This is a genomic window from Exiguobacterium aurantiacum DSM 6208, from assembly GCF_000702585.1.
GTDB classification, from domain to species: Bacteria; Bacillota; Bacilli; order Exiguobacteriales; family Exiguobacteriaceae; genus Exiguobacterium; species Exiguobacterium aurantiacum.
The window spans coordinates 2,193,563-2,219,481 of the sequence record NZ_JNIQ01000001.1 but is presented as its reverse complement, the minus strand read 5'-3'; the positions used below and the strand labels follow the sequence as shown (position 1 = coordinate 2,219,481).

Genomic DNA, 25,919 nt, shown 5'->3' with positions numbered 1-25,919 from the left:
GGGACTAAGGGGGAAATGAAATGAATATCCATGAGTATCAGGCAAAAGAACTGCTTCGGGCGTTTGGTGTGGCCGTACCTACGGGCTATCCGGCGTTCACGGTTGAAGAGGCAGTTGCCGCCGCCGCCAAGCTTGACGGCGAACTGAAAGTAGTCAAAGCACAAATCCACGCAGGGGGCCGCGGTAAAGCCGGCGGTGTCAAACTTGCGAAGACGGATGAAGAAGTCAAACAGTATGCAGCAGAGATTCTTGGCAAGACGCTCATCACGCATCAGACAGGACCAGAAGGTAAAGTCGTCCAACGTCTTTACATTGAAGAAGGTTCTGCAATCGATCAAGAATTTTACTTAGGACTTGTGCTTGACCGTTCGATCGGCCGAATTGTCATCATGGGTTCATCTGAAGGTGGTATGGACATCGAGGAAGTCGCTGAACATACACCGGAGAAGATTCATAAGGAAATCGTCGACCCTGTCGTCGGACTTCGTCCGTTCCAGGCCCGCCGACTCGCGTTCAAGATGGAAGTACCGACAAAACTCGTCAACAAGTTCAGTGACATGGTCATGAAACTGTACAAAGTATACGTCGAGACGGATTGCACGATCGCGGAAATCAACCCGCTCGTCACGACGAAAGACGGCCACGTCATCGCACTCGACGCGAAGCTCAACTTCGACAGCAACGCGCTCTACCGTCATTCGGACATCGTTGACCTCCGGGACACGACAGAAGAAGACCCGCGTGAAGTCGAGGCGTCGAAACACGACCTCAGCTATATCGCGCTCGACGGCAACATCGGTTGCCTCGTGAACGGGGCTGGGCTCGCGATGGCGACGATGGATATCATCAAGCACTACGGCGCCGAACCCGCCAACTTCCTCGACGTAGGTGGCGGTGCGACGAAAGAAAAAGTAACCGAAGCGTTCAAACTGATCTTGTCGGACGACCAAGTAAAAGGTATTTTCGTCAACATCTTCGGAGGAATCATGAAGTGCGACATTATCGCTGAAGGTATCGTCGCCGCGACGAAAGAGATTGGGCTCGACTTGCCACTCGTCGTGCGCCTAGAAGGAACTAACGTGGATGCGGGACGACGCATTCTCGATGAATCTGGACTTGCGATCACGTCGGCGAGCTCGATGGCTGACGGTGCAGAAAAAATCGCGGCACTCGTTCGATAAGGGGGAAACGACATGAGTATTTGGGCGAATCAAGATACAAAAGTGATCATTCAAGGGATCACGGGGAAACAAGGTCTGTTCCACGGTGAACAGATGCTGGCGTACAACACGAAACTAGTCGGAGGGGTCACACCAGGCAAAGGCGGCACGACCGTTCTTGACAACGTACCGGTCTTCAACACGGTGTCTGAAGCTGTCGAAGCGACTGGTGCGAACGCATCGATCATCTACGTACCACCGGCGTTTGCGGCGGATTCGATCATGGAAGCGGCGGATAGCGGCATCGAGTTGATCATCTGTATCACAGAAGGCATCCCGGTGATCGACATGATCCAAGTGAAGCGATATCTCGAAGACAAGCCGGCCCGTCTCATCGGTCCGAACTGTCCGGGGATTATCACACCAGGTGAGGCAAAACTTGGCATCATGCCAGGTTATATCCACACGAAAGGTCACGTCGGCATCGTGTCACGTTCAGGGACACTCACGTATGAGGCGGTCCATCAGTTGACGACGGCTGGCATCGGTCAATCGACTGCGGTCGGCATCGGGGGCGACCCGGTCAACGGGACGAACTTCATCGACACGCTCAAAGCGTTCAACGAGGATGAAGATACGAAAGCGGTCATCATGATCGGTGAGATCGGTGGAACGGCTGAAGAAGAAGCGGCCGAATGGGTGAAGGCGAACATGACGAAACCGGTCATCGGCTTCATCGGCGGTCAAACGGCCCCAGAAGGCAAACGGATGGGCCATGCCGGCGCCATCATCTCGGGCGGCAAAGGAACGGCAGCCGAGAAAATCAAGACACTCAACGCTAACGGCATTGAAGTCGCCGAGACACCAGCTGTCATCGGAGAGACGCTCATCCGCGTGTTGAAAGAAAAAGGTTTATACGAAGCTTGTGTCACGGGCCAACCGACGACGTAAGCCGAATCGGTCTGAGGGATGAATCTTCATCCCTCTTTCTTATAAAGGAGATTGTGATGAATCAAACAATTGCCCGCTTTGCAGCCGAACGGTTGCCTGTCGAGTTCGTCCATCACTACTTGTCCGGTTCTCATGCTGCGTATCGCGCCACGCCTTCTGTATCGAGAAAAATCGAACGGGCGCTGCAAAGCACACAAACGTACCGTCATTTCATCACGTGGGAGGACCCGAATTTCCCGGAGCGATTGCTCCACATCCCGAATCCGCCATACTGCTTGTTTTACCGAGGGGATTTAGAGGTACTACAAGAAAGAACGACCGCATTGGTCGGAAGTCGTGAATTGAATCGAATCAGCCGTCCGCTCGTCGATTATTTGCATCCTTTAATAGAAGAAACTGTCTCGATTTCAGGGGGGGCGCTCGGCATCGACGGGCTCGTCCACGAACTTGCGCTCTCGCGGGAGCGTCCGACCGTCGCCGTGCTCGGATCTGGATTTTTACACCTTTATCCGGCCGCCCATAAACAACTGTTCGGAAAAATCGAGCGAAACGGTTTGTTGCTCAGTGAGTACGTTCCGGAGACGCCCGTGAAAAAATTTCAATTTTTAGAACGGAACCGTCTCGTCAGCGGTCTCGGCGACCGACTTGTCGTCGTGCAAAGTCGCCAGCAGAGCGGGACGATGAATACGGTCGGTCACGCACTCGAGCAAGGAAAGACGGTGTTCGCGGTGCCGGGAAGCCCGCTCGATCCACTCGCTGCCGGACCGAACCGATTAATCGAAGAAGGTGCGATTCCATTGACGAATCCCGATCAAATTGTGAACGATCTCATGATTGCACGTTGACAAATCATCGAGAACATGAATATTATGGTAGGGATTTAAATGACCTCTAAAAGGGGAGCAGATGTATGGCAAAATATTTGGTGATCGTTGAATCACCTGCGAAAGCAAAGACAATTAAACGTTATTTAGGATCGAATTACACGGTCAAGGCCTCGATGGGTCACGTCATCGATTTACCGAAGAGTCAACTCGGTGTCGACGTCGAGCATGACTTCGAACCGAAGTATATTACGATCCGTGGAAAAGGGCCGGTCTTGAAAGAATTGAAGACGGCCGCTAAAAAAGCGACGAAAATATTCCTCGCGGCTGACCCGGATCGCGAAGGGGAAGCGATCGCATGGCATTTGGCACGTGCGCTCGGAGTCGATGAGACGACTGAATGTCGTGTCGTCTTCAACGAGATCACGAAAGATGCCATCAAGGAATCGTTCAAACACCCACGAAAAATCAATCACGATCTCGTCGACGCCCAACAGGCCCGACGCATTTTGGACCGCCTCGTCGGATACGGGATGAGTCCATTGTTATGGAAGAAAGTGAAAAAAGGACTATCGGCCGGACGTGTCCAGTCGGTAGCCGTCAAAATGATCATCGACCGCGAACGCGAAATCAACGCCTTCGACCCGGAAGAGTATTGGACGATCAAACTCACCCTCAACCATGACGGTGAGACGTTCGAGACGTCTTTCTACGGGAAAGACGGGAAGAAGATGGAGCTGAAGACAGAGGCGGACGCTGATAAAGTGCTCGAGATGATCGGCGAATCGTTCAAAGTCGTCGATGTCACGAAAAAAGAACGGAAACGGAATCCATCGTTACCGTTCACGACGAGTTCACTTCAACAAGATGCGGCACGTAAGCTCAACTTCCGGGCCAAGAAGACGATGATGCTCGCCCAGCAACTGTATGAGGGGATCGACCTCGGCAAGAAAGAAGGAACGGTCGGTTTGATCACATACATGCGTACCGACTCGACCCGAATCTCTGATTTGGCGAAAGCGGAAGCGAAGTCGTACATCGAATCGACGTTCGGCGAAGAGTATGTCGCATCGCAGAAACAAAAAGAGAAGAAGGCAACGAACGCTCAAGACGCCCACGAAGCGATTCGCCCGACGTCCGCTTTGCGTGACCCGGCGACGATGAAGCCGTACTTGTCACGTGACCAGTTCCGGTTATACAAACTCATCTGGGAGCGCCTCGTCGCGAGCCAGATGGCGCCGGCCGTACTGGACACGGTGAAAATCGATGTTGAATCGAACGGCATGATTTTCCGTGCCAACGGATCGACCGTCAAGTTCCCAGGTTTCATGAAAGTGTATATCGAGTCGAAAGATGAAGATATCGAGGACACGAACCCCGAGAAAGAAGGGTTGCTCCCACCGCTTGAAGTAGATGATACGGTCGCGTTCGATACGATCGAGCCGAAACAACACTTCACGCAACCACCACCGCGCTATACGGAAGCACGTCTCGTCCGGGCGATGGAAGAGCTCGGCATCGGTCGTCCGTCGACGTACGCACCGACGCTCGATACGATTCAAAAGCGCGGCTACGTCGTGCTAGAAGAGAAGAAGTTCGTCCCGACCGAGCTCGGAGAACTCGTCATCGAGATGATCAACGAGTACTTCAATGATTTCATCACTGTCCAATTCACGGCTGACATGGAGACGCTCCTCGATTCGATCGAGAATGAGGAAGTCGAATGGACCGATGTCGTGGCACCGATCTATCGCAGTTTCGAGAAGCGATTGAAGCGTGCAGAGGAGGAAATCGAGAAAATCGAAGTGAAAGACGAGCCGGCTGGAATCGACTGTGAGATTTGTGGATCACCGATGGTCATCAAGATGGGACGTTACGGCAAGTTCATGGCATGTTCTGGTTTTCCGAACTGTACGAATACGAAGCCTGTCCAAGTCGAAATCGGTGTCCCTTGTCCGAGTTGCGAAGACGGCCAAGTCGTCGAGCGACGTAGCAAGAAAGGTCGCCTGTTCTATGGCTGCTCGAACTATCCGGACTGCGAGTTTGTCTCGTGGGATAAACCGGTCGCGAAACCTTGTCCAGAATGCGGCAAGATGATGGTCGAGAAGAAGATCAAGGACGGCGTGAAATATCAATGTACGAACTGTACCCACACCGAGGTACATCAGCAAGAGGAGGATTAAGATTGTCACAACGTGTAACTGTCATCGGGGCCGGCCTTGCCGGTTCCGAGGCGGCTTGGCAACTCGCGAAGCGCGGGATTCAAGTCGACTTATATGAAATGAGACCGGTGCGTCAAACACCGGCCCACCATACCGACCAATTCGCAGAGCTCGTCTGCTCGAACTCGCTTCGGGCGAACGGCCTGCAAAATGCAGTCGGCGTATTGAAAGAAGAGATGCGCACGCTCGACTCGCTCATCTTGAAAGCGGCAGATACGGCAAGCGTCCCTGCTGGCGGTGCTCTCGCCGTCGACCGCCACGACTTTGCCGGGTTCGTCACGGACACGTTGAAGAACCACCCGAACGTGACCGTGCATAACGAAGAGATTCAAGCAATCCCGGACGGCATCGTCATCGTGGCGACCGGGCCGCTCACGTCGCCGGACTTATCGGCGTCGCTCAAAGCGTTCACTGGGGAAGACTACTTGTACTTCTACGATGCGGCCGCGCCGATTCTTGACGGCGAGACGATCGACCGGGAGAAAGTCTACTTGAAATCACGGTATGACAAAGGAGAAGCGGCTTATCTGAACTGTCCGATGACAGAAGAAGAGTTCGACGTCTTCTATGAGGAACTCGTCAAAGCCGAAGTCGTTCCGTTCAAAGAGTTCGAGAAAGAGATTTACTTCGAAGGGTGTATGCCGTTCGAGGTGATCGCACAACGCGGCAAGAAGACGCTTCTGTTCGGACCGATGAAACCGGTCGGGCTCGAAGACCCGAAAACGGGCAAACGTCCGCACGCGGTCGTCCAGCTCCGTCAAGACAACTCGGCAGGTACGCTCTTCAACTTGGTCGGTTTCCAGACACACTTGAAGTGGGGCGAACAAAAGCGCATCATCCAGCTCATCCCTGGTCTTGAGAACGCTGAGATCGTCCGCTACGGTGTCATGCACCGGAACACGTTCATTAACTCGCCGAACTTGTTGAAGCCGACGTATCAGGCGCGCACGCGTGATACGCTCTTCTTCGCAGGACAAATGACAGGCGTCGAAGGCTACGTGGAATCGGCCGCTTCAGGTCTCCTCGCCGGGATCAACGCAGCGAAACTGATTCAAGGGGAAGAACTCGTCGTTCTCCCGCGTGAGACGATGCTCGGATCGATGGCGCATTACATCACGACAACGGACGGTAAGCATTTCCAACCGATGAACGCCAACTTCGGTCTCGTGCCTTCCCTCGAAGATGCGCCGAAGAAAATGAAGAAACAAGAACGTTACGAGAAGTATGCGAATCGTGCCCTTGAAACGATTCAACAGTTTAAAGAGATTTAAGGGGAAGGAGCCATTTTTTGGCTCTTTTTTTTTGAATTTAAATTTCAATTGTGTAATTTGTACAACACTTTGAAAATTTTCAGATTATTGAAGGGGTTTCTATTGTCACCTCCGATTCTGTATGCTATGCTAATTTCGATTTGACGGGAACATGCGTTTTTAAGCCGAAATTGAGGGGGCGAGAGGATGGGATTCGTTGAGGATCAACAATCATTTTTACGCTATTGCCAAGTCGAACGACGACTGTCGCCTCACACGAAACGCTCTTACGAGCAGACGCTCGACCAGTACGCCGCATATTGCCAAGCGACACATCTCGAACCGTATGATGTGGAGTCGGCGCGGCGTTATTTATATGCGCTTTATGAGGCCGAGGCCGCGGCATCGACCGTGTCGCAAAAAGTGTCTTGCCTGAAACAGTTCGGGAAGTTCGTCGCACGTGAGACCGGGGGCGAGCCGCTGTTTCATGGCTTGACGTCACCGAAACGCCGCAAGACGATCCCGACTTTTGCCGTGCCGAGTGAGGTCGAACAATTGCTCATCGTGGCAGCAGAGGAGAACGACCCGTTTCTTCAGGCACGGGACGTCGCCATCATTGAGATGTTGTACGGCACCGGCATCCGTGTCGCCGAGCTGTGCGGGATGGACGTTTCGTCGTACGATGCCTCGCTCTCTTTCGTTCACGTTGTCGGAAAAGGGAAGAAAGAGCGCTACGTTCCGATCGGTCAGTACGCCAAGGAGGCGCTCGACCGCTACTTGCAAGTACGGGAAGCGCACGTCGAGGCACATGAAACGGCTTTATTTCTCAGTCAAAAAGGGAATCGAGTGACAACAGACCAAATTCGTTATGTGATGAAGCGGCTTAGAAAACGCGGCGGTCTTCAGAAGCCGTTGACGCCGCACTCGCTCCGTCACAGTTTCGCGACCGACATGCTCGAGCGTGGTGCGGACCTGCGTGCCGTACAAGAACTGCTCGGCCATGAGTCGTTGTCGACGACAGGCAGATATACCCACGTGTCGACTGAACGGTTGCGGGCGGTCTATCAAGCTACACATCCGAGAAAGTAGGGGGTCATACTATGTTCCATGCAACAACGATTTTCGCTGTCCGTCACGAAGGCAAAGGCGCGATGAGCGGCGACGGGCAAGTCACGCTCGGTAACGCCGTCATCATGAAGAACAAGGCAAAGAAAGTACGCCGGCTCTATGGCGGGAAAGTTGTGGCCGGATTTGCCGGAAGCGTCGCTGATGCGTTCACCCTGTTCGAGAAGTTCGAATCGAAGCTAGAGATGTATAATGGGAATCTCCCTCGAGCGGCTGTCGAACTCGCGAAAGAGTGGCGCGGTGACAAGATGCTTCGTCAACTCGAGGCGTTGCTCATCGTCATGGACGACGAACATCTATTGCTCGTCTCCGGAAACGGTGAGGTCATCGAACCGGATGATGGGATTCTTGCGATCGGTTCGGGAGGGAACTACGCCCTCGCGGCCGGCCGGGCGCTCGTCCGCCACTCACCGGAGAAATCGGCCGAGGAGATTGCTCGGGCCGCCCTCGAGATTGCCGGCGAGTTGTGCGTCTATACGAACGACCAAGTCATCGTAGAAACGATCGGAGGCGATTCAAAATGAAACGTGAATTGACACCACGCCAAATCGTGTCGGAGCTAGACCGGTTCGTCATCGGACAAAAAGATGCGAAGCGGGCAGTCGCGATCGCGCTTCGCAACCGCTATCGCCGTCAAAAGTTGAGTGCGGACCTGCGCGACGAAGTCACGCCGAAAAACATCTTAATGATCGGACCGACCGGCGTCGGGAAGACCGAGATCGCTCGTCGGCTAGCCAAACTAGTCGGAGCACCATTCATTAAAGTCGAGGCGACGAAGTTCACCGAGGTCGGTTACGTCGGCCGTGACGTCGAATCGATGGTGCGAGACCTCGTCGAGGCATCCGTACGTCTTGTCAAAGAAGACAAGAAGGAAGGTGTGAAAGACGAGGCGGAGGCCGCTGCGACAGAACGTATTCTTGATGCGTTGCAAGGAAAGGCGAAAGCCGAACCGACCACGGCCAACCCGTTTGAGGCGTTGTTCGGCGGGCAAGCCCAAAAGCCGCAAGAACCATCGACAGAGCATGCGTCTGACCGCTCACAGCTACGCCGTTTACTCGAGCTCGGTGAGTTGGAAGATCGTTTGATCGAGGTTAACCTCGAAGAGAAGCAGACCGTCGATTTGTTCCAAGGTCAAGGGATGGAAGGATTGTCGAACCTGCAAGACATGCTCGGCCAAATCGTCCCGAAAAAACGGAAAAAACGAAAGCTTCCTGTCCGGGAGGCCAGACCGCTCATCGTCGCTGAAGAGGCGGAGAACTTACTCGACATGAATGAAGTTCACGACGAGGCCGTGCAGCGCAGTGAACAGATGGGGATCATTTTCGTCGATGAGATCGATAAGATTGCCACGAAGTCACAAGATCACGCTGGCGTCTCCCGTGAAGGGGTGCAACGTGACATCTTGCCGATCGTCGAAGGTTCGACGGTCGTCACGAAATACGGACCGGTCAAGACGGACCATGTCCTCTTCATCGCAGCCGGCGCGTTCCATATGGCGAAACCGTCCGATCTGATTCCAGAACTTCAAGGACGTTTCCCGATTCGTGTCGAGTTGAGCAGCCTGACCGAAGAGGATTTCGTGAAGATTTTGACGGAACCGTCACAGGCGCTCATCAAACAGTACACAGCTTTGCTCGAGTCTGAAGAAATTGGTGTCGAGTTCACGCATGAGGCGATTGAAGAGATTGCGAAGATTGCCACGCACGTCAACCGGGAGACCGATGACATCGGCGCGCGTCGCTTGTATACGATCATGGAGCGCGTGCTCGAGGACTTGTCGTTCGAGGCGGCCGATATGCCGCAGACGAGCGTTCAAATCACACCAGCATATGTCAAAGAGAAAGTCGGCTCGATCGCGGAAGATCGAGACCTTAGCCAATATATACTATAAGATTCTGTATGCACATACAGGGAGGAAAATTAGAATTATGAACTTACTAGATAAAACACGACAATTGAACACGATGCTTCAACAAGAGGCGAGCGCACACGTTGACTTTAAAGAAATGGCCGACAAGATGCGTGAAGTGCTCGAAGCGAACACGTTCATCGTCAGCCGCCGCGGCCGTCTGCTCGGCTTCGCGATCAAACAACAAATCGAGAACGAGCGGATGAAGGCGTTTCTCGTCGACCGTCAGTTCCCAGAACCGTACGCGTCGAACTTGTTTAACGTGAAAGAGACGACGGAAAACATCGACATCGACAGCGAGTATACAGCTTTCCCGGTTGAGAACCGTGAACTTTTCCTCGAGTCGAAAACGACGATCGTCCCGATTATCGGTGGAGGTGAACGTCTCGGCACACTCGTGCTCGGTCGTTTGAACAACGAGTTCACCCAAGACGACCTCGTGCTCGCAGAATACAGCGCGACGGTCGTAGGGATGGAAATTCTTCGTGAGAAGGCAGCAGAAGCTGAGGCGTCAGCTCGGAAGAAAGCGGTTGTGCAAATGGCAATCAACTCCCTCTCGTATTCGGAGCTTGAGGCGATCGAGCACATTTTCGAAGAACTCGGTGGTAACGAAGGACTGTTAGTCGCTTCCAAAATTGCCGATAGAGTGGGAATTACTCGTTCGGTCATCGTCAACGCACTTCGTAAACTCGAGAGTGCCGGTGTCATTGAATCACGTTCGCTTGGAATGAAAGGAACGTATATTAAGATATTGAATGATAATTTCTTGTTCGAATTACAGAAGCTGAAATCGAATTGAAATAGTCTAATTCTTTCTATAAAAGCGTGATAACGCTTAGTTAGACTGAGCATTAGGTATATAAACCCGTTCTTTCTGAGGAAAGAACGGGTTTTTTAGTGCAAAAGTAATTATTTTCAGAATATGTCGTAAATTCGACAAAAAGAGGGAACAGCATTTACCTGTTTTAATAAAAATATCTTTCAGAACTGTTACAGATTTGTTTCAATGTAATAGTAGAATTTCCAAATAAGGTATATACATGCATCTTTATGAGAAAGTGAGTGAGCCGCATGAACTGGATTGGCACCGACTATCAATTGATGAAGCAAGCAATCAACCATTCGGTCATGAACCAAAAAGTAATCAGTCATAATTTGTCGAATATTGATACCCCGAACTTCCGGGCGAAGCAAGCCGTCTTCGAACAGACGTTGTCGAACGAGATGCGCCTGAAACTTGCCGGTGGGCGTCCGAGTGAACGGGCGGGCACACAAGTCGTGGATCGTGCCGGTGGCGCGATGCGAAGTGACGGGAACAACGTTGACCTCGATTTCGAGATGAGCGAGTTGGCCCGCAATCAGTTGCAATATGAGGCGATGATGGAGCAGCTCAACCGTCGGCTCGGCGGATTGAAGACTGTGATCCGAGGAGGTCGTTAACGATGGGCATGTTCGATAGTTTTCATATATCGGCGACGGCATTGACGTCACAGCGACTACGTATGGACACCGTGTCGGCAAACATTGCCAACGCCCAGACGACGCGCGGTAAGCTCGTCGATGGGGAGTGGCAACCGTATACGCGTAAGATGACGGTGTTGCAGGAAGCGCCGTTCCAGAAACAACTGGCGGGCGCCGTGAAGGGCGGGGTGCAAGTCGCACGCATCGTCGAGGACGAAGCCCCGTACAAGTTGTCTTACGACCCGAGCCATCCCGACGCGGACGAACGAGGGTACGTGCAATTGCCGAACGTGGATTTACTAAAAGAGATGGTCGACTTGATGGGCGCCACTCGTTCGTATGAGGCGAATATCGCCGCAATGAATGCGACGAAAGCGATGCTCGTCAAAGCGATGGAAATTGGTAAAGGATAAGGAGTGACAACATATGCAGATTAATCCGGTTTCAATGATTGGGACGCAACCGACCACGCTTCCGAGTGTGAAGGATACCCCATCTCAGTTTGGATCATACTTGAACGAAGCGATGCGGTCGCTGAACGACGTGCAACAAGCGACGAGCGCGGCTCGGGCTGACTTGGCCGTCGGTAAGGCCGACCTTCACCAAGTGATGATTCAAAGCGAAGAGTCGTCGATTGCGATGCAACTCGCGATAGAGGTGCGGAACAAAGCTGTCGAAGCTTATCAAGAAATGATGCGAATGCAAGTTTAATGTAGAGGATGACGAGTTGCGATGAATGAAAAGTTAAAAGAACGATTCAGTTCACTGACCGGTTCGATCAAGGAGATGCCTGCGAACCGAAAAATCTTTTGGGGCATCGTCATCGCCGGCGTACTTCTCGTCGCGGTGATCCTCACCATGTTACTCGCTCGACCGAATATGGCGCCGCTATACACCAACTTGTCAGCGCAAGAAGCCGGAGAAGTGACGGAAAAATTGACGGCCGACGGGGTGAAGTCGGAAATCAAGGCGACGTCGAACGGTGTGAGCGTCTATGTGCCGAGTGAACGGGTCGACCAGTTGAAAGTAAACTTGGCGGCAGCCGGCATCCCAAAATCGGGCGCCATCGATTACAGCTTCTTCAGTGACAACGCCGGATTTGGAACGACCGACCGGGAAATGGCCGTGATCGAACGGAGTGCGATGCAAACCGAGCTCGAACGATTGATCACGCAAATCGAAGGCATCAACCAAGCGAAAGTCATCATTTCTTTGCCGGAAAAATCGGTGTTCTTGGCTGAAGACCAAGGGGAGCCGACGGCGTCAATCGTCTTAAACCTCGGGGCCGGCATGAATTTAGAGCCAGCGACGATCAAAGGGTTGTACCACTTGATCAGCAAGAGTGTGCCGAACTTGAAACCGGAGAACATCTCGGTCATGGACCAATACTTCACGTATTACGATTTGGACCAATCGACAATGGCCGGTGGCGGTTCGTCTGACCCGCTCGCCTTGAAACGCCAAGTCGAGAAAGATGTCCGCCAACAGATCCAACAGATGTTGTCCGTCCTGCTCGGGGAACGAAGTGTCCTCGTCTCGGTGACGGCGGACATCGACACGACCCAGACGGCAGAAGAGCAAAATCTTGTCACACCGGTCAACGAAGACAACATGGAAGGAATCGTCACGTCCGCCGAACGGATCGCTGAAGCGTACACGGGCGGTACCGGGACGACGACTGCGGCGGGAACGGCTGAGAACGATACCGTCAACTTCCCAGCTGCGACCGGGAACGGGACCGAAGAGAGCGAGAAGAACCATGAGATCATCAACTATGAAGTGAACCGCATCACGAAACAAATTCAAAATGCACCGTATACGATTCGCGACCTTGGCGTCCAGCTCATCGTCGAACCACCGAACGGTGCGACGACGATTGACCCGCAGCTTGAAGGCGACCTTGAAACGATGATGTACTCGATCATCCGGACGTCGCTCGCGAAGACGGGCGAGGCGCTCACCGAGGCCGAACTCGAACAAAAAGTTGTCGTCGTCTCACGGCCATTCGCCGAGACGCAAGAGGCGGCTGCTGTCGAGCAACCGACGCAATGGTGGATGTATGCGGCTGCGGCCGGTGCCGTCCTGTTGCTCGCGCTCGTGTTCTTCGCACTCCGGAAACGGAAAGAAGAACCGCTCAGCGAGACGAACGAATGGGAAGTACCGTATGAGGACGAAGTGCCGGACCTCGACCTCGAAGAGCGGGGCGAAGGCGCCGTCAAGAAGAAACAGTTGGAGAAATTGGCGGAGAGCAACCCAGAGGAATTTGCCAAGCTTCTTCGCACTTGGATGTCTGAGGAGTGAGTACCGTGAACTATGCAAAACAATCGAACCGAGAAAAAGCGGCGATGCTCATGATCTCGCTCGGACCGGAAGTGGCGTCGAGCGTCTACAAGCATTTGTCCGAAGAAGAGATGGAACAGTTGACGCTTCAAATCTCGGCATTGAAGAAAGTGTCTTCTGAACAAAAAGAAGCGATCATGGGAGAGTTTCATGAACTCGCCATGGCGCAGAGCTATATTACGCAAGGGGGCATCGGGTTCGCGAAAACGGTGCTCGAAAAAGCGGTCGGCGAAGAGAAGGCGATGGCACTCATCCATCGTCTCACGTCGACGCTTCAAGTCCGACCGTTCGAGTTCGCGCGTAAAGCCGATCCGAAACAACTTTTGAACTTCATCCAGAACGAGCATCCTCAGACGATCGCTTTGATTTTGGCGCATCTCGAGCCGGTCAAATCTGGTCAAATCTTGTCCGAACTACCGCCCGAGATTCAATCGGAAGTCGCCAAGCGGATCGCCACGATGGACCGTCTCAATCCGGACGTCATCCATGAAGTCGAACAGATCCTTGAGAAGAACTTGTCGCAAACCGACATGCAGGATTATGCGCAGTCTGGAGGCATCGAAGCTGTGGTCGAAGTGCTCAACGGCGTCGACCGCACGACAGAACGAACGATACTCGACGCGCTCGAGATCGAAGACCCGGAACTGGCCGAAGAAATCAAGAAGCGGATGTTCGTCTTCGAAGACATCGTCACGCTCGACTCGCGGGCGATTCAACGAATCATTCGCGAAGTCGCAAACGACGATTTACTGCTCGCCCTCAAAGTGTCGTCCGAAGAAGTCAAACAAGTCATCTTCAAAAACATGTCACAACGTATGGTCGATACGTTCAAAGAAGATATGGAATTCATGGGGCCTGTCCGGTTGCGTGACGTCGAAGAGGCGCAAAGCCGAATCGTCGGCATCATCCGTCGCCTAGAAGACGTCGGAGAAATCGTGATCAGCCGCGGCGGAGGAGATGACATCGTTGTCTAGTGTGATCAAACGAGGGCGTGCGACCTCGCTCCGACCGCAACGGATCGACTCGAAGCCGTTATTTGAGACGGTCGATGTATTACCCGAAGTCGATCACGAGTCAGAGATCGCAGACCGCTATGAAAAACTCAAGCAAGAAGAAGCCGCAGCCAACGAACGCTTACACGCCTCACAAGAAGCGTTAGAGCGTCTGAAGGACGACACGCTTGCGGCTGCGTACGAAGAAGGTCGTGCTGCCGGTTTCGCGCAAGGCCAGACGGAAGGGAAGGCAGAGTTCGAAGAATTGACGACACGGTTGAACACCGTGCTCGTCGAACTCGAACGACTATACGACGACAAGTGGCGTTCAGCCGAACAGCACCTCGTCGCCCTCGCCGTCGAAGTCGGCGCCAAGTTGACGACCGACCTCGTGCGTAAAGAAGAGACGTTATTCGCTGATATGATTCGCCAACAACTGCTCCGAGAATTAGATGCCGAGTCGTTGACGGTTTATGTCCATCCGACTCGTCTCGCCTCGATTCAACGGTTCGAGTCGACGTGGCGGTCTGAACAGACGCCACTGCTGAAATATCGGGCGGACGCGAGCTTGTCAGAGACGAGTGTCCGCATCGAGACGCCGCAACACGGCACTGAACTCGATTTGTCGTACAGTTTGGAACGGATCCGCTCTAACATCGAGGAGGTCTTGGCCGATGGCGCTTATTGAACGCGTCGCCGCAACGTTGGCGCGCTCACCGGAAGACGAGTACGTGCGTAAAGTCGGCCGTGTTTGCCGAGTCGTCGGACTTATGATCGAATCGAACGGACCGAGTGCCTTTGTCGGTGAAAGATGTCTGATCGAATTACCGGCCGGACAGTCCGTCGAGGCCGAAGTCGTCGGGTTCAACGAAGAGCGAGTGCTCCTCATGCCGTACGGGGAGACGACACAGATCGCTCCGGGCTGCATCGTCAAAGGGACCGGTCGTATGCTCCAAGTTCCGGTCGGCTTTGAACTGATCGGTCAAGTGTTAGACGGGCTCGGTCGTCCGCTATCGGGTGAAGCTCCGGCTACCGTGAAACGTTATGACGTGTTGCGCAAGCCGCCGAACCCGCTCGAACGGCCGCGCATTTTGGACAGTCTATCGACCGGTGTCCGTATTATCGACGGTCTGTTGACTGTCGGCAAAGGGCAGCGGGTCGGACTGTTCGCTGGTTCCGGGGTCGGGAAATCGACGTTGCTCGGGATGATCGCCAAACGGTCTTCGGCTGATATTAACGTCATCGCCTTGATTGGGGAGCGTGGCCGGGAAGTGAAGGAATTCATTGAAAACGAACTTGGACCGGAAGGGATGGCCCGTTCGATCGTTATCGTGGCGACGAGCGATCAGCCCCCGCTCGTCCGGTTGAAAGGCGCCTACACGGCGACAGCGATCGCCGAGTACTTCAGAGACGAAGGGAAAGAAGTCGTGTTGATGATGGACTCGGTGACCCGCTTCGCCATGGCGCAACGAGAGATCGGCCTGGCGACCGGTGAGCCACCGACGTCGAAAGGGTACACGCCGTCAGTCTTCGCGATGTTGCCGCAACTGCTTGAACGGAGTGGCACGGCCGTGGCGGGCTCGATCACTGCGTTCTACACGGTGCTCGTCGATGGGGACGATATGAACGAACCGATCGCCGATGCGGTACGGGGGATCCTCGACGGTCACTTCGTCATGGACCGAGCACTTGCCAACCGTGGCCAGTTCCCGGCCATCCATGTCTTGAAGTCGATCAGTCGGGTCATGAACCAGATCGCCTCACCCGCGCATCGGGAGAGCGCGATAACATTTCGGAGCTGGCTCGCCACGTATTTGGACGCCGAGGACTTGATCAACATCGGAGCGTACAAAAAAGGGACGAACCCGGCCATCGATACGGCCATTGATCAATATCCGCGACTGCTCACATTTTTAAAGCAGTCGATTGAAGAAGAGGCATCGTTCGAGCAGACGCTCGATCGTCTGGCCCAAATCGCAAGAGGTGAATCATGAACAGGTTATTACTAGAACGCATCATGCCGATCGCCGAACACGCGAAAGAAGAGACGGCGACCGAAGTGAGAGGGCTCAAGGCGCGCCTTGAGGGCGACATGGAGGAGCTGTATCGTCTCGTCGTGACATACGAGACGCTCATGAAGAGTCAAGACGAACAGGAAGGTGTCATCGATTTGCTCATGTCTCAATATCGTGAGAAAGCACGCGAACAATTGAAACGACAAATCGAGACACAACAACTCGTCGTCCAACAGTCACGTAATCGATATCACTTGGCTCAAGAGCGACTGCTCGGGAAAGTCGTCGAGGAGAAGAAGTACGTGACGCTCCATGAAAAAGCGAGCCAGCACGAAGTGGCTGTTTCAAAATTGACGGAGCAACACTTTATTGATGAACTGGCAGTCATTCATCACGGGAAAGGGAAGTAAGCTGATGGAAAAAGAGAACAATAAGCGCGGGGTGCAGTTGTTAGTCGCTCTTGTCCTCGTCCCGGCGATTTTCCTACTCGTCGGAGGCATCGTCGTCATGAACTACGCGATGGACCGTCCGCTCATGTCGGTACCGTTCCTCGAAATCAAAGAAGAGCGCCCGGTCGAGAAGAACGTCAACGTGACGGGGATCGATTCGGACGCGTCGAATCGCTTGAAAGTCGCGAACGCTGAAATCGAGAAACTTCGCGGCGAGAACGTCGAGCTGACGAATGAGGTGAAGGCGCGCCAAGAGGAAGTGTCCCGTCTCATCAAAGAGCGAGACCGTCTGTTAACCGAATTGAGCGCCGCGGCCGCAACGGAAGAGACGACCTCGGACGTGTCACGTGTGTATGAAGAAATGTCGGCCAAACAGGCGGCGGCCATCATGAACGAGCTTGAAAGCCCGCAAGTGGCCAATCTGTTAAAACAATTGTCGCCAAAGCAACAAGCCGACATATTAGGGCGGATGGATGCGCAACGGGCAGCCGTTGTCACCCAGTTGCTCCAGTAGACGTGAGGAGGACACGACCATGAATATCGCCTTGCTCGCCCAAGCGGTTCAAGGAACGACGCAAAAAGGCGGGGAAGCAACGCCTTCCCCGACCGGTCAATTTTTACAGTTGCTGTCTTCGATGCTCGGAACGTTCATCGAGACGCCTGAAGCGGAAATGGAGCCCGCTGAGCCGAAACAAACGATTGCGCTCGACCAATTGTCAAACGAACTTGAACAGTGGCTTCAAAAGCCTGAGAGCCTCGAATGGTTGAAAGCGTTACCGCAAGATGCGTATCGTCAGTTCATGGATGCTTATACCGGTTTGTTGTCCCAAGCTGGCACAGCTGTCGTCACGGACGAACTTGCCGTGCAGGCACAAGCCCAAGCACCACTCGTGACAAATACGCTCGTCCCGGTACCGACGTTGAAAGAACGCGACGTAAAAGGCGAGGCGGACAAAGGGGCGCTCGAAGCGAACGTCCGTGTCATTCAACAAATCGTGACGCAGTTTAACGGCACGTTAGGACAGACCCCTAAAACAGTACCCGCTCCAAAACAAGTTGAAACATCGTGGACGTCGATCGTGAAAGAGACGATCGAGTTGGTCCCGAAAGGAACAACTTGGACAAAACCGCAAATCGATGTGGACACAATCATGTACGCTTCGAAAAGCTCGCTTCCGGAAAATTTGAAGGCCCGGATTGAAGCGGCGCTTCATCGGGCCCCGTTCCAAAGCGGGGCGGATGGGTCGAAAGTATTCACCGTCCGGCTTTATCCGGAACAACTAGGAGAACTTGTCGTGAAGCTCGAACGGACGAACGGTGAACTCGTCGTGAAGTTGTTCGCGAGCAACCAAGATGCGAAGCAACTGCTCCAATCGCAACTTCAGCAGTTGCATCAAACACTCCAACCGCTCTCGCCGAACGTTCGGGTCGAACTGAACTTGACGCAACAGGCACTCGATGCGAAATCTTCGACGTTCTCAGGGGAACAGTCAGAAGCAGAGCAGGAGCAGCAGGAACCATCGAAAGGAGAGTCAGAAGATGACGACCATCCAACCGAAGACGAATGATTTCTCGTTGCCAGATCAATCAGCCCCAAAAGCAACGAATCAATACGACAAAAACATGTTCTTGAAATTGCTGCTCGCGCAGCTCGCGAACCAAGATCCGATGTCGCCGATGGAAGACCGAGAGTTTATCGCCCAGATGGCACAGTTCTCTTCACTCGAGCAGATGCAGACAATTTCGAAGCAGCTCGATTCGGTGCTCGTCGACCGTCATATGTCATCTATCTCCGAGTTCAGCAACATGATTGGCAAGACGATCGACTATAAGACCGAGACGGCCACCGAGACGATCAGAGGATCGGCTCGTGTCATCTCAATTTCGAGAACGGACGAGGCCGGTTATATGGCAGACCTTGAAGACGGCACGTCCGTCAGCGTATACGACATCACGTCCATCAAACAAGCATAGGAGGAATTACCATGTTAAGAGCAATGTACTCAGGAATCAGTGGACTTAAGAACTTCCAGTCCAAGCTTGACGTCATCGGGAACAACATCGCCAACGTTAACACGTTCGGCTACAAAAAAGGTCGTGTCACGTTCAAGGACCTCGTCAGCCAACAAGTCGGCAGCGCCACCGCCGCCAACGCGGTCAGCGGTGGGGTCAACCCGAAAGAAGTCGGACTCGGGGGCACGATGGCGACCGTCGATAACGTCTACAACCAAGGTGCGATGCAAAATACAGGTCGCGCCCTCGACGTCGGGATTTCAGGCGAAGGGTTCTTCGCACTCAACGTGAACGGACAAACGCAATATACACGTGCCGGTAACTTCTATACGGACAACGCCGGCGACATCGTCAACGGCGATGGTTCCTACTTGCTCAGCACGACCGGACAAAAAATCACCATCCCGCCTGGGGCGAAATCACTATCGATTGGGAAAGACGGTCAAGTGAGTTACGTCAACGACGCCGGTGCGTCGACGACGGTCGGCCAAATTCAAGTCGTCACGTTCGCCAACAACGCTGGTCTTTCAAAAGTCGGTGCGAATAACTTCATCCAATCACAAAACTCAGGCAACCCAAACCCAGGTATTCCGGGGCAACAAGGTCGAGGTGAGCTCGTCTCCGGCGCGCTCGAGATGTCGAACGTCGACTTGTCTGAAGAGTTCACCGAAATGATTGTCGCGCAACGTGGATTCCAAGCGAACACCCGTATCATCACGACATCGGACGAGATTTTACAAGAACTCGTCAACTTGAAACGCTGATGATTCGCGTCACGGGCCTACGCGGTGATGCGTTCGTGTTGAACGCCTTGTTCATTGAGACGGTCAAGGCGGAGCCGGACACGATTATCCACTTGTTTAACGGCAAGACGTACATCGTCAAAGAAACGAAGCAAGACGTCATCGACCGGACGACGGCATTTTACCGTACGATCGGTCTGGTTGGAACGATAGTCACAAGAGGTGAAGAAGATGAGTGAAGAAAAACAAAAAGGCGGCGCCATGAAGATGGTGCTCATCCTGCTCGTCGTCCTGCTCGTCATGGGGGGAGCCGGGTTTATGACTTATAAATATTTGTTCGGCGACAACGTGACGGCCAAGACGAAACCGGTCACGGCCGTAGAGTTGGCCGAACGGAGCTTCACGACGGATGACATGACGACGAACATTCAAGATGAACGCTTCATCAACGTCCAGTTCACGGTCGTCACAGACTCTGCCGAGACGAGAGAAGACCTTGAGCTACGGAAGTTCCAAGTGCACAACGTCATCCTTGGTGATTTGGCCGGAATGACGAAAGCACAGCTCACAACGAAAGAAGATATGCAAAAGTTTGAACAGTCGCTGCGCGAACAATTGAACGGCCTGCTTGAAAAAGGTGAGGTTCAGCGCGTCTACATGACGAAGAAAATCATACAGTGAGGTGGCATCATGGGAGAAGTACTGTCTCAACAAGAAATTGATGCCCTGTTATCAGCGCTAAGTAGCGGAGACGTCGAGGCGGATTCGTTTTTGGCCCAAGAAGAAGAACGGAAAGTCCGGCAATACGATTTCAAACGGGCCGTCCGTTTCTCGAAAGACCAGATCCGCAGCCTCACCCGCATCCATGAGCATTTCACACGGATGTTGACGACATTTTTCTCGGCGCAACTCCGTACGTACGTCCAGTTCACCGTCAATTCGGTCGAACAGCTGCCGTATGACGAGTTCATTCATTCCATCCCGAGCATGACGATGATCAATTTGATCGAAGCACCGCCACTTAACGGTCGTTTCATCATTGAAGTCAACCCGAACATCTCTTACGCGATGCTCGATCGTCTGCTCGGCGGACCGGGAGTGGAAATCGAGAAAGTCGACAGTTTCACCGAAATCGAGATGCGGATTTTGACACAACTTTACAAACGTGCGTTTTCCTCGTACGGAGACGCCTGGGAGTCGATCGCGGAAGTGAAGTCCGAGATGACGGCCGTCGAAGTGAATCCCCAGTTTCTTCAGCTTGTGTCACCGAACGAGACGGTCGTTCTCGTTTCGATCGGGGTGACGATCGGTGAAGTGAGCGGGACGATTAACGTCTGCCTGCCGTTCGTCACGATCGAACCGGTCCTCTCGAAGCTGTCGAGTCATTATTGGATGCAAGAGGCGAACCGGCGCAACGCGACCGGAAGCAGTAAAGAACCGCTCAAAGCTCAATTGATGAATTCGTCGGTCGAGGTCGTCTCTTTACTCGGTGAGACGACGATCACGTTCGGAGACTTGTTGCATTTAGAAGTGGGTGACTGCTTGACGCTCGATCAGTTAGTGAAAGAACCGCTGTCGGTCATGATAGGGGAAAATAAAGTGTTTAGAGGGCAAGTCGGTGTGAGCGGGAAACGGATGGCGGTCCAAGTATTACACCGGGTGAAGGAGGAAGAGCAATGAGTGAGATGTTGTCACAAGATGAAATCGACGCGTTATTACGAGGGACGAGCGACAACTCGGCACCGCAAGAAGTAGCACAAGAAGAACATTTAGACTCGATGGAAAGCGACGCGCTCGGCGAAATCGGGAATATCTCGTTCGGAAACTCGGCGACGGCGTTATCGACACTGTTGCAACAGAAAGTCGAGATCACGACGCCGGTCGTCAGTGAAGTGAAAATCGAGGCGTTACGCGAGCGTTATCCGACGCCGCACGTCGCGCTTCGTGTCGGTTACACCGAAGGATTGAAAGGAGAGAACGTGCTCGTGTTGACGCGAGAAGACGCAGCCATCATCTCCGACTTGATGCTCGGTGGGACCGGTATCGGCGTCGATGCGGAAGGACTTGACGAGATCCGTCTTTCAGCCGTCCAAGAGGCGATGAACCAAATGATGGGGGCGGCAGCGACGTCGTTGTCGACCGTCTTCTCGAAAAAAATCGATATCTCACCGCCGCACGTCGAAGTGTTCGACGCGACAAAAACGCAGACGATCATCGATCGGCTCGAACTGTGGGAGACGATGGTGCTCATCGAGTTCAACTTGAAAGTCGGGACGTTGATTGACTCAAAAATCGTTCAAATCGCCCCAATCGAATTCGGAAAGCAACTCGTCAACGAACTGATGGCGGCCACGTCGCCTCAGCCGGCGCCTGTCTCACCGAAACAACCGGAACCGACAAAACAACCGGAACCGGCCAGACCGGTCGCTACGGCACCGCGTCCGGAGACGAAAGCAACGCCTGAAGTGGCGGTTAGCCAAGCGGAATTCATGCCGCTCCACGCCCCGAGTTCTTATGACCCGGTGCCGGCAAACTTAGGCTTGCTCTACGACGTCCCGCTCAACGTGACGGTCGAACTCGGCCGGACGAAACGTTCGGTACGAGAAGTACTCGAATTGTCGCAAGGGTCGATCATCGAACTAGATAAGTTGGCAGGGGAACCTGTCGATATATATGTGAACCAACAACGCATTGCCCGCGGCGAAGTCGTCGTCATCGAAGAAAACTTCGGGGTACGCGTGACAGAAATCATTCAACCGCACGAGCGGATTGGAATCGTTTAAGGAGGAAGAACAATGAGTGCAAAAATTTTAGTGGTAGACGATGCGGCGTTCATGCGCATGATGATCAAAGATATTTTAACGAAGAACGGGTTTGAAGTCGTCGGTGAGGCGGAGAACGGTGTAGACGCGGTCGCGAAGTATCGCGAATTGACGCCTGACCTCGTCACGCTTGATATCACGATGCCTGAGATGGACGGACTCGCGGCACTTAAAGAGATTCGCGGTTTCGATTCGAACGCGAAAGTGATCATGTGTTCGGCGATGGGCCAGCAAGCGATGGTCATCGATGCGATTCAAGCTGGAGCGAAAGATTTCATCGTGAAGCCGTTCAACGCGGAACGTGTCATCGAAGCAGTCTCTAAAACGGTCGCACAATGAACAAGTGGTGGTTGATTATCCTTCTCGTGGTCGGTCTGTATGGGCCGGCCACGGTTGAGGCCGCCACCGTCGAGAAGCAGTTCGAGCAACAGCAAGAGCAGACAGAGACCCCGAAAACGGAGTCGACTACCGTTTCGACGATTGGCACGCTAGTGAAGGTTATTCTCAGCCTCGTCGTCGTTATCGGTGGTTTTATCGTCTTGATGCGCTGGTTGAGCGCTCGGACGCAAGGGGTGAAGACGGCCCAACATATGAAACATTTAGGCGGTGTACCGCTCGGGAAAGATCGTTCGGTCCAACTCGTCAAACTCGGCGACCAAGTGTATGTGCTCGGTGTCGGGGAATCGATTCAATTGATTGATCGTGTCGAGTCAGACACGCTTGATGAGGAAGTGACTGAAAATTTACCGGTGACCGGTTCGAACGGCTCCGCATTTTTAGATACGTTTAAACAACAGTTGTCCCAGATTGAACAAGCGAGGAAGAATCAATGACGACGATTGAACAATTGATCAACTTAGAAACACCGGACAGTACGTCGACGTCGATCAAGTTGCTCGTCGTGTTGACGCTGCTCACGCTCGCTCCGTCGTTCTTGATTTTGATGACGTGCTTCACGCGTGTCGTCGTCGTGTTGTCATTCATACGCCCGGCACTCGGGACGCAACAAACGCCGCCGAACCAGCTCATTATCGGCCTCGCGCTGTTCATCACATTGTTCGTCATGTCACCGGTATTGTCCGACTTGAATGAGAAGGCACTCACGCCTTACATGGACGACCAGATCAGTCAAGACGAGGCGTTCGAAGAGGCGAGCAATACGATGAAACGATTCATGGCAAAATATACGCGCCAAGAAGACTTGCAACTGTTCATCAAGTACGGCAACTATGAGCAACCGGAGTCGATTGAAGACGTGCCGCTCCTCGCAATGGTGCCAGCTTACGCCATCAGCGAGCTGAAGACGGCGTTTCAAATCGGGTTCATGATTTTCTTGCCGTTTTTGATCATCGATATGGTCGTGGCGAGTGTGCTCATGTCGATGGGGATGATGATGCTCCCGCCGGTCATGATTGCCTTACCGTTCAAACTGTTGTTGTTCGTATTAGTGGATGGGTGGCATTTGATCGTGGAGTCACTGCTTAGAAGTATGTAGGAGGAACGATTATGACGCAGGAAATGGTCATTTATTTGGCGACAGAGAGTGTGTGGACATTGCTCAAGATTGCGATGCCGCTACTGCTCATCTCCCTCGTCGTCGGTCTCGTCATTTCGATATTACAGGCGACGACACAAATTCAAGAGCAGACGCTCTCTTTCGTCCCAAAGATCGTTTCGGTCTTTATCGGGCTCGTCGTCTTCGGTCCTTGGATGTTGCAACAAATCGAGGGGTTCACCCGGATGATCTTTGAACTGATGGTCGAGGTTGCCTCGAAATGAATGCGGTCGACTTCATCAGTCTTTACGGTTTGACGTTCGCGCGGCTTTCCGGTTTTTTCGTCAGCGTGCCGCTCTTCTCGTCACGCCAGCTACCGGTCATGCACCGCGTCGCGTTCAGCGCGTTACTCGCTTATTATGCGATGTTCACGGTGACGGAACCGATTCAAATGAGCGAGGCGTTCATCGTGCAAGTATTGTATGAAGTGCTCATCGGGCTATTGCTCGGCATTTTGATCAATATATTGTTCTTCGCCCCGCAAATCGCCGGCGGTGTCATCGACCTTCAGTTAGGTTTGGCGATGGCTTCGGCGTACGACCCGATGTTTGGCGGACAATCTCCGCTCATTGGACGGTTTTACTATATTTTCACGCTGTTCATCATGCTGTCGACGAATATGCATTTACTGCTCATCGACGGGATTTATTATAGTTTTCAAATTTATCCACCCGGTCAACCGATGATCAATTTCACCGAAGCGTCACTCATGATGGCGGTAAAAGTCGTCACGATGACGATGCTCGTCGCCTTACAGCTCGCCCTGCCGATGATGGCGTCGTTACTGCTCGTCGACTTGGCGCTAGGGTTTTTAGCAAAATCGGCGCCACAGTTCAACATCTTCGCGATCGGTTTTTCATTCAAACTCATCGCCGGGTTCTCGGTCATGGTCGTCATGATGGGTCTGACGTTGAATGGCATCAGCCAGTTCATCCCATTGTTGCAAGACGTGTTGCGTGATTTTATGACGCTGTTAGGAGACGTTTCATGAAGCCTCTATATCCTTTATCGGTCGATCTTCAGTTTTTTGCAGGAGAAAAAACAGAAAAAGCGACCCCGCGAAAACGCCAAGACTCACGGAAGAAGGGCCAAGTCGCCAAATCAGCCGATTTGACCGGTGCGTTTGCCTTGTTCGCCATGTTTCTCATGCTCTCTTTTCTCGGCCCGTACATCGGGAAACAACTGTTCACGTTGACGAAAGATTTGCTCGGACCGAATTATTTATTGACCGACTTGTCAAACGGCATGGCCGGTATGCTCGTCTATTTGTTGTTCCGAGTTGGGCTTATTCTGGCCCCATTCTTCATCGTTGCGGTCGTGTTCGGCGTCTTGGTCAACTACTTTCAGATTGGACCGCTCTTCTCGACGGAGGCGATTCAGCCGAAACTCGAACGAATCGACCCGCTCAAAGGGGTCAAACGGATTGTCAGCATGAAAGCGGTCGTCGAATTTTTAAAGTCCTTATTCAAATTATTGATGATCCTGACGACCGCCGTCACCGTCCTTTGGCAAAACCAAGACAAGCTGTCCCGTATGGCTGTCGAACACGTCCGGGAATCGATCGTCGCGCTCGCGAGCATCACGATCGAGCTCGGACTTTGGGTGAGCGTTGCTTTGCTCGCACTCGCACTGTTCGACTTTTTCTATCAACGGTTTGACTTTGAAAAATCGATTCGGATGTCCAAGCAAGACATTAAAGATGAGTATAAGAACAGTGAAGGTGACCCGCTCATCAAGTCGAAAATCAAGCAACAACAGCGGGAGATGGCGATGCGCCGCATGATGCAAGAGATTCCAAACGCCGACGTCGTCATCACGAACCCGACCCATTTTGCCGTCGTTATCCGTTACGACGACCAAAAAGACTTCGCACCGCTCGTCGTCGCCAAAGGAGTCGACCGCGTCGCGTTCCACATTCGCGATGTGGCAAAAGAGCACAAAATCCCGATTGTCGAGAATAAACCGCTCGCCCGCGCCTTGTATGCGCAAATGGAGATCGGGGAAGTCGTCGACGAGTCATTTTATCAAGCGATCGCCGAAGTACTCGCGTTCGTCTACCAACTGAAACAACCGTCTTGAGGAGGAGTA

Annotated in this window: 31 protein-coding genes; all 31 read left to right on the top strand. The window is 53.0% G+C overall.

The genetic code is table 11. From position 1 onward, the window contains the following. Positions 1 to 20 precede the first annotated feature (20 nt). The 31 genes from sucC (at position 21) to flhB (ending at position 25,910) form a co-directional block, all read left to right on the top strand. The gene (gene sucC / locus P398_RS0111735) at positions 21 to 1,181 is read left to right on the top strand and encodes an ADP-forming succinate--CoA ligase subunit beta (RefSeq protein ID WP_029335405.1); all 1,161 of its coding nucleotides are present in this window, start codon (positions 21 to 23) and stop codon (positions 1,179 to 1,181) included. Positions 1,182 to 1,193: 12 nt separating this feature from the next. After that, the gene (gene sucD / locus P398_RS0111730; protein WP_029335403.1) at positions 1,194 to 2,111 is read left to right on the top strand and encodes a succinate--CoA ligase subunit alpha; all 918 of its coding nucleotides are present in this window, start codon (positions 1,194 to 1,196) and stop codon (positions 2,109 to 2,111) included. Positions 2,112 to 2,167: 56 nt separating this feature from the next. Then, positions 2,168 to 2,956, top strand: a complete 789-nt coding sequence (dprA, locus tag P398_RS0111725) for a DNA-processing protein DprA (protein ID WP_034799220.1) — start codon at positions 2,168 to 2,170, stop codon at positions 2,954 to 2,956. Positions 2,957 to 3,021: 65 nt separating this feature from the next. After that, positions 3,022 to 5,118: a type I DNA topoisomerase gene (gene topA, locus P398_RS0111720; RefSeq protein ID WP_029335400.1), complete on the top strand. Its 2,097-nt coding sequence runs from the start codon at positions 3,022 to 3,024 to the stop codon at positions 5,116 to 5,118. Between the two features lie 2 nt (positions 5,119 to 5,120). Next, positions 5,121 to 6,428: an FADH(2)-oxidizing methylenetetrahydrofolate--tRNA-(uracil(54)-C(5))-methyltransferase TrmFO gene (trmFO, locus tag P398_RS0111715; protein WP_029335398.1), complete on the top strand. Its 1,308-nt coding sequence runs from the start codon at positions 5,121 to 5,123 to the stop codon at positions 6,426 to 6,428. Between the two features lie 186 nt (positions 6,429 to 6,614). Then, the gene (locus tag P398_RS0111710) at positions 6,615 to 7,496 is read left to right on the top strand and encodes a tyrosine recombinase XerC (RefSeq protein WP_024370094.1); all 882 of its coding nucleotides are present in this window, start codon (positions 6,615 to 6,617) and stop codon (positions 7,494 to 7,496) included. A gap of 11 nt (positions 7,497 to 7,507) precedes the next feature. Further along, the gene (gene hslV / locus P398_RS0111705; protein ID WP_024370095.1) at positions 7,508 to 8,056 is read left to right on the top strand and encodes an ATP-dependent protease subunit HslV; all 549 of its coding nucleotides are present in this window, start codon (positions 7,508 to 7,510) and stop codon (positions 8,054 to 8,056) included. Further along, on the top strand, positions 8,053 to 9,423 hold the full coding sequence (gene hslU, locus P398_RS0111700) for an ATP-dependent protease ATPase subunit HslU (protein ID WP_024370096.1): 1,371 nt from the start codon (positions 8,053 to 8,055) through the stop codon (positions 9,421 to 9,423). Before hslV ends, hslU begins: the two co-directional genes overlap by 4 nt. Positions 9,424 to 9,460: 37 nt before the next feature. Next, positions 9,461 to 10,240 carry a GTP-sensing pleiotropic transcriptional regulator CodY gene (codY, locus tag P398_RS0111695; protein WP_024370097.1) on the top strand — a complete coding sequence of 260 codons (780 nt, stop codon included), beginning with the start codon at positions 9,461 to 9,463 and terminating at the stop codon, positions 10,238 to 10,240. Between the two features lie 272 nt (positions 10,241 to 10,512). Next, the gene (flgB, locus tag P398_RS0111690; RefSeq protein ID WP_024370098.1) at positions 10,513 to 10,881 is read left to right on the top strand and encodes a flagellar basal body rod protein FlgB; all 369 of its coding nucleotides are present in this window, start codon (positions 10,513 to 10,515) and stop codon (positions 10,879 to 10,881) included. Positions 10,882 to 10,883: 2 nt separating this feature from the next. Continuing rightward, entirely contained in the window at positions 10,884 to 11,315 is a 432-nt protein-coding gene (flgC, locus tag P398_RS0111685; protein ID WP_024370099.1) for a flagellar basal body rod protein FlgC, read from the top strand. 13 nt (positions 11,316 to 11,328) lie between these two features. Continuing rightward, a complete protein-coding gene (gene fliE, locus P398_RS0111680; protein WP_024370100.1) occupies positions 11,329 to 11,613 on the top strand; it encodes a flagellar hook-basal body complex protein FliE in 285 nt (94 codons plus the stop codon). Positions 11,614 to 11,634: 21 nt separating this feature from the next. Further along, the gene (gene fliF, locus P398_RS0111675; RefSeq protein WP_024370101.1) at positions 11,635 to 13,203 is read left to right on the top strand and encodes a flagellar basal-body MS-ring/collar protein FliF; all 1,569 of its coding nucleotides are present in this window, start codon (positions 11,635 to 11,637) and stop codon (positions 13,201 to 13,203) included. A 5-nt stretch (positions 13,204 to 13,208) separates the two neighbouring features. Next, positions 13,209 to 14,216: a flagellar motor switch protein FliG gene (gene fliG / locus P398_RS0111670; RefSeq protein WP_029335396.1), complete on the top strand. Its 1,008-nt coding sequence runs from the start codon at positions 13,209 to 13,211 to the stop codon at positions 14,214 to 14,216. Next, positions 14,200 to 14,922, top strand: a complete 723-nt coding sequence (locus tag P398_RS0111665; protein WP_029335392.1) for a FliH/SctL family protein — start codon at positions 14,200 to 14,202, stop codon at positions 14,920 to 14,922. Before fliG ends, P398_RS0111665 begins: the two co-directional genes overlap by 17 nt. After that, the gene (fliI, locus tag P398_RS0111660; RefSeq protein ID WP_024370104.1) at positions 14,909 to 16,228 is read left to right on the top strand and encodes a flagellar protein export ATPase FliI; all 1,320 of its coding nucleotides are present in this window, start codon (positions 14,909 to 14,911) and stop codon (positions 16,226 to 16,228) included. Before P398_RS0111665 ends, fliI begins: the two co-directional genes overlap by 14 nt. Then, positions 16,225 to 16,659 (top strand): flagellar FliJ family protein, encoded by a 435-nt coding sequence (locus P398_RS0111655; protein ID WP_024370105.1) that lies wholly within the window; start codon positions 16,225 to 16,227, stop codon positions 16,657 to 16,659. Before fliI ends, P398_RS0111655 begins: the two co-directional genes overlap by 4 nt. Beyond that, positions 16,622 to 17,212, top strand: coding sequence for a MotE family protein (locus tag P398_RS0111650; protein WP_235263365.1), 591 nt, complete (start codon positions 16,622 to 16,624; stop codon positions 17,210 to 17,212). Before P398_RS0111655 ends, P398_RS0111650 begins: the two co-directional genes overlap by 38 nt. 19 nt (positions 17,213 to 17,231) lie before the next feature. After that, on the top strand, positions 17,232 to 18,266 hold the full coding sequence (locus tag P398_RS0111645; RefSeq protein WP_029335390.1) for a flagellar hook-length control protein FliK: 1,035 nt from the start codon (positions 17,232 to 17,234) through the stop codon (positions 18,264 to 18,266). Further along, a complete protein-coding gene (locus P398_RS0111640) occupies positions 18,238 to 18,672 on the top strand; it encodes a flagellar hook capping FlgD N-terminal domain-containing protein (RefSeq protein WP_024370108.1) in 435 nt (144 codons plus the stop codon). The genes P398_RS0111645 and P398_RS0111640 overlap by 29 nt, the downstream gene beginning before the upstream one ends. A gap of 11 nt (positions 18,673 to 18,683) precedes the next feature. Further along, on the top strand, positions 18,684 to 19,475 hold the full coding sequence (flgG, locus tag P398_RS0111635) for a flagellar basal body rod protein FlgG (protein ID WP_024370109.1): 792 nt from the start codon (positions 18,684 to 18,686) through the stop codon (positions 19,473 to 19,475). After that, the gene (locus tag P398_RS0111630) at positions 19,475 to 19,693 is read left to right on the top strand and encodes a flagellar FlbD family protein (protein WP_024370110.1); all 219 of its coding nucleotides are present in this window, start codon (positions 19,475 to 19,477) and stop codon (positions 19,691 to 19,693) included. The genes flgG and P398_RS0111630 overlap by 1 nt, the downstream gene beginning before the upstream one ends. Continuing rightward, positions 19,686 to 20,135 (top strand): flagellar basal body-associated FliL family protein, encoded by a 450-nt coding sequence (locus tag P398_RS0111625; protein ID WP_024370111.1) that lies wholly within the window; start codon positions 19,686 to 19,688, stop codon positions 20,133 to 20,135. Before P398_RS0111630 ends, P398_RS0111625 begins: the two co-directional genes overlap by 8 nt. 9 nt (positions 20,136 to 20,144) lie before the next feature. Next, entirely contained in the window at positions 20,145 to 21,134 is a 990-nt protein-coding gene (fliM, locus tag P398_RS0111620) for a flagellar motor switch protein FliM (protein WP_029335388.1), read from the top strand. Further along, positions 21,131 to 22,237, top strand: coding sequence for a flagellar motor switch phosphatase FliY (gene fliY, locus P398_RS0111615; RefSeq protein WP_029335386.1), 1,107 nt, complete (start codon positions 21,131 to 21,133; stop codon positions 22,235 to 22,237). Before fliM ends, fliY begins: the two co-directional genes overlap by 4 nt. A gap of 12 nt (positions 22,238 to 22,249) precedes the next feature. After that, a complete protein-coding gene (locus P398_RS0111610) occupies positions 22,250 to 22,615 on the top strand; it encodes a response regulator (RefSeq protein ID WP_024370114.1) in 366 nt (121 codons plus the stop codon). Further along, on the top strand, positions 22,612 to 23,109 hold the full coding sequence (locus P398_RS0111605; RefSeq protein WP_029335385.1) for a flagellar biosynthetic protein FliO: 498 nt from the start codon (positions 22,612 to 22,614) through the stop codon (positions 23,107 to 23,109). Before P398_RS0111610 ends, P398_RS0111605 begins: the two co-directional genes overlap by 4 nt. Further along, the gene (gene fliP, locus P398_RS0111600; RefSeq protein WP_024370116.1) at positions 23,106 to 23,771 is read left to right on the top strand and encodes a flagellar type III secretion system pore protein FliP; all 666 of its coding nucleotides are present in this window, start codon (positions 23,106 to 23,108) and stop codon (positions 23,769 to 23,771) included. The genes P398_RS0111605 and fliP overlap by 4 nt, the downstream gene beginning before the upstream one ends. A gap of 11 nt (positions 23,772 to 23,782) precedes the next feature. After that, positions 23,783 to 24,055 (top strand): flagellar biosynthesis protein FliQ, encoded by a 273-nt coding sequence (gene fliQ, locus P398_RS0111595; protein ID WP_024370117.1) that lies wholly within the window; start codon positions 23,783 to 23,785, stop codon positions 24,053 to 24,055. Further along, on the top strand, positions 24,052 to 24,822 hold the full coding sequence (fliR, locus tag P398_RS0111590; protein WP_024370118.1) for a flagellar biosynthetic protein FliR: 771 nt from the start codon (positions 24,052 to 24,054) through the stop codon (positions 24,820 to 24,822). The genes fliQ and fliR overlap by 4 nt, the downstream gene beginning before the upstream one ends. Then, positions 24,819 to 25,910 carry a flagellar biosynthesis protein FlhB gene (gene flhB / locus P398_RS0111585; protein WP_029335383.1) on the top strand — a complete coding sequence of 364 codons (1,092 nt, stop codon included), beginning with the start codon at positions 24,819 to 24,821 and terminating at the stop codon, positions 25,908 to 25,910. The genes fliR and flhB overlap by 4 nt, the downstream gene beginning before the upstream one ends. The last annotated feature ends 9 nt before the right edge of the window (positions 25,911 to 25,919 follow it).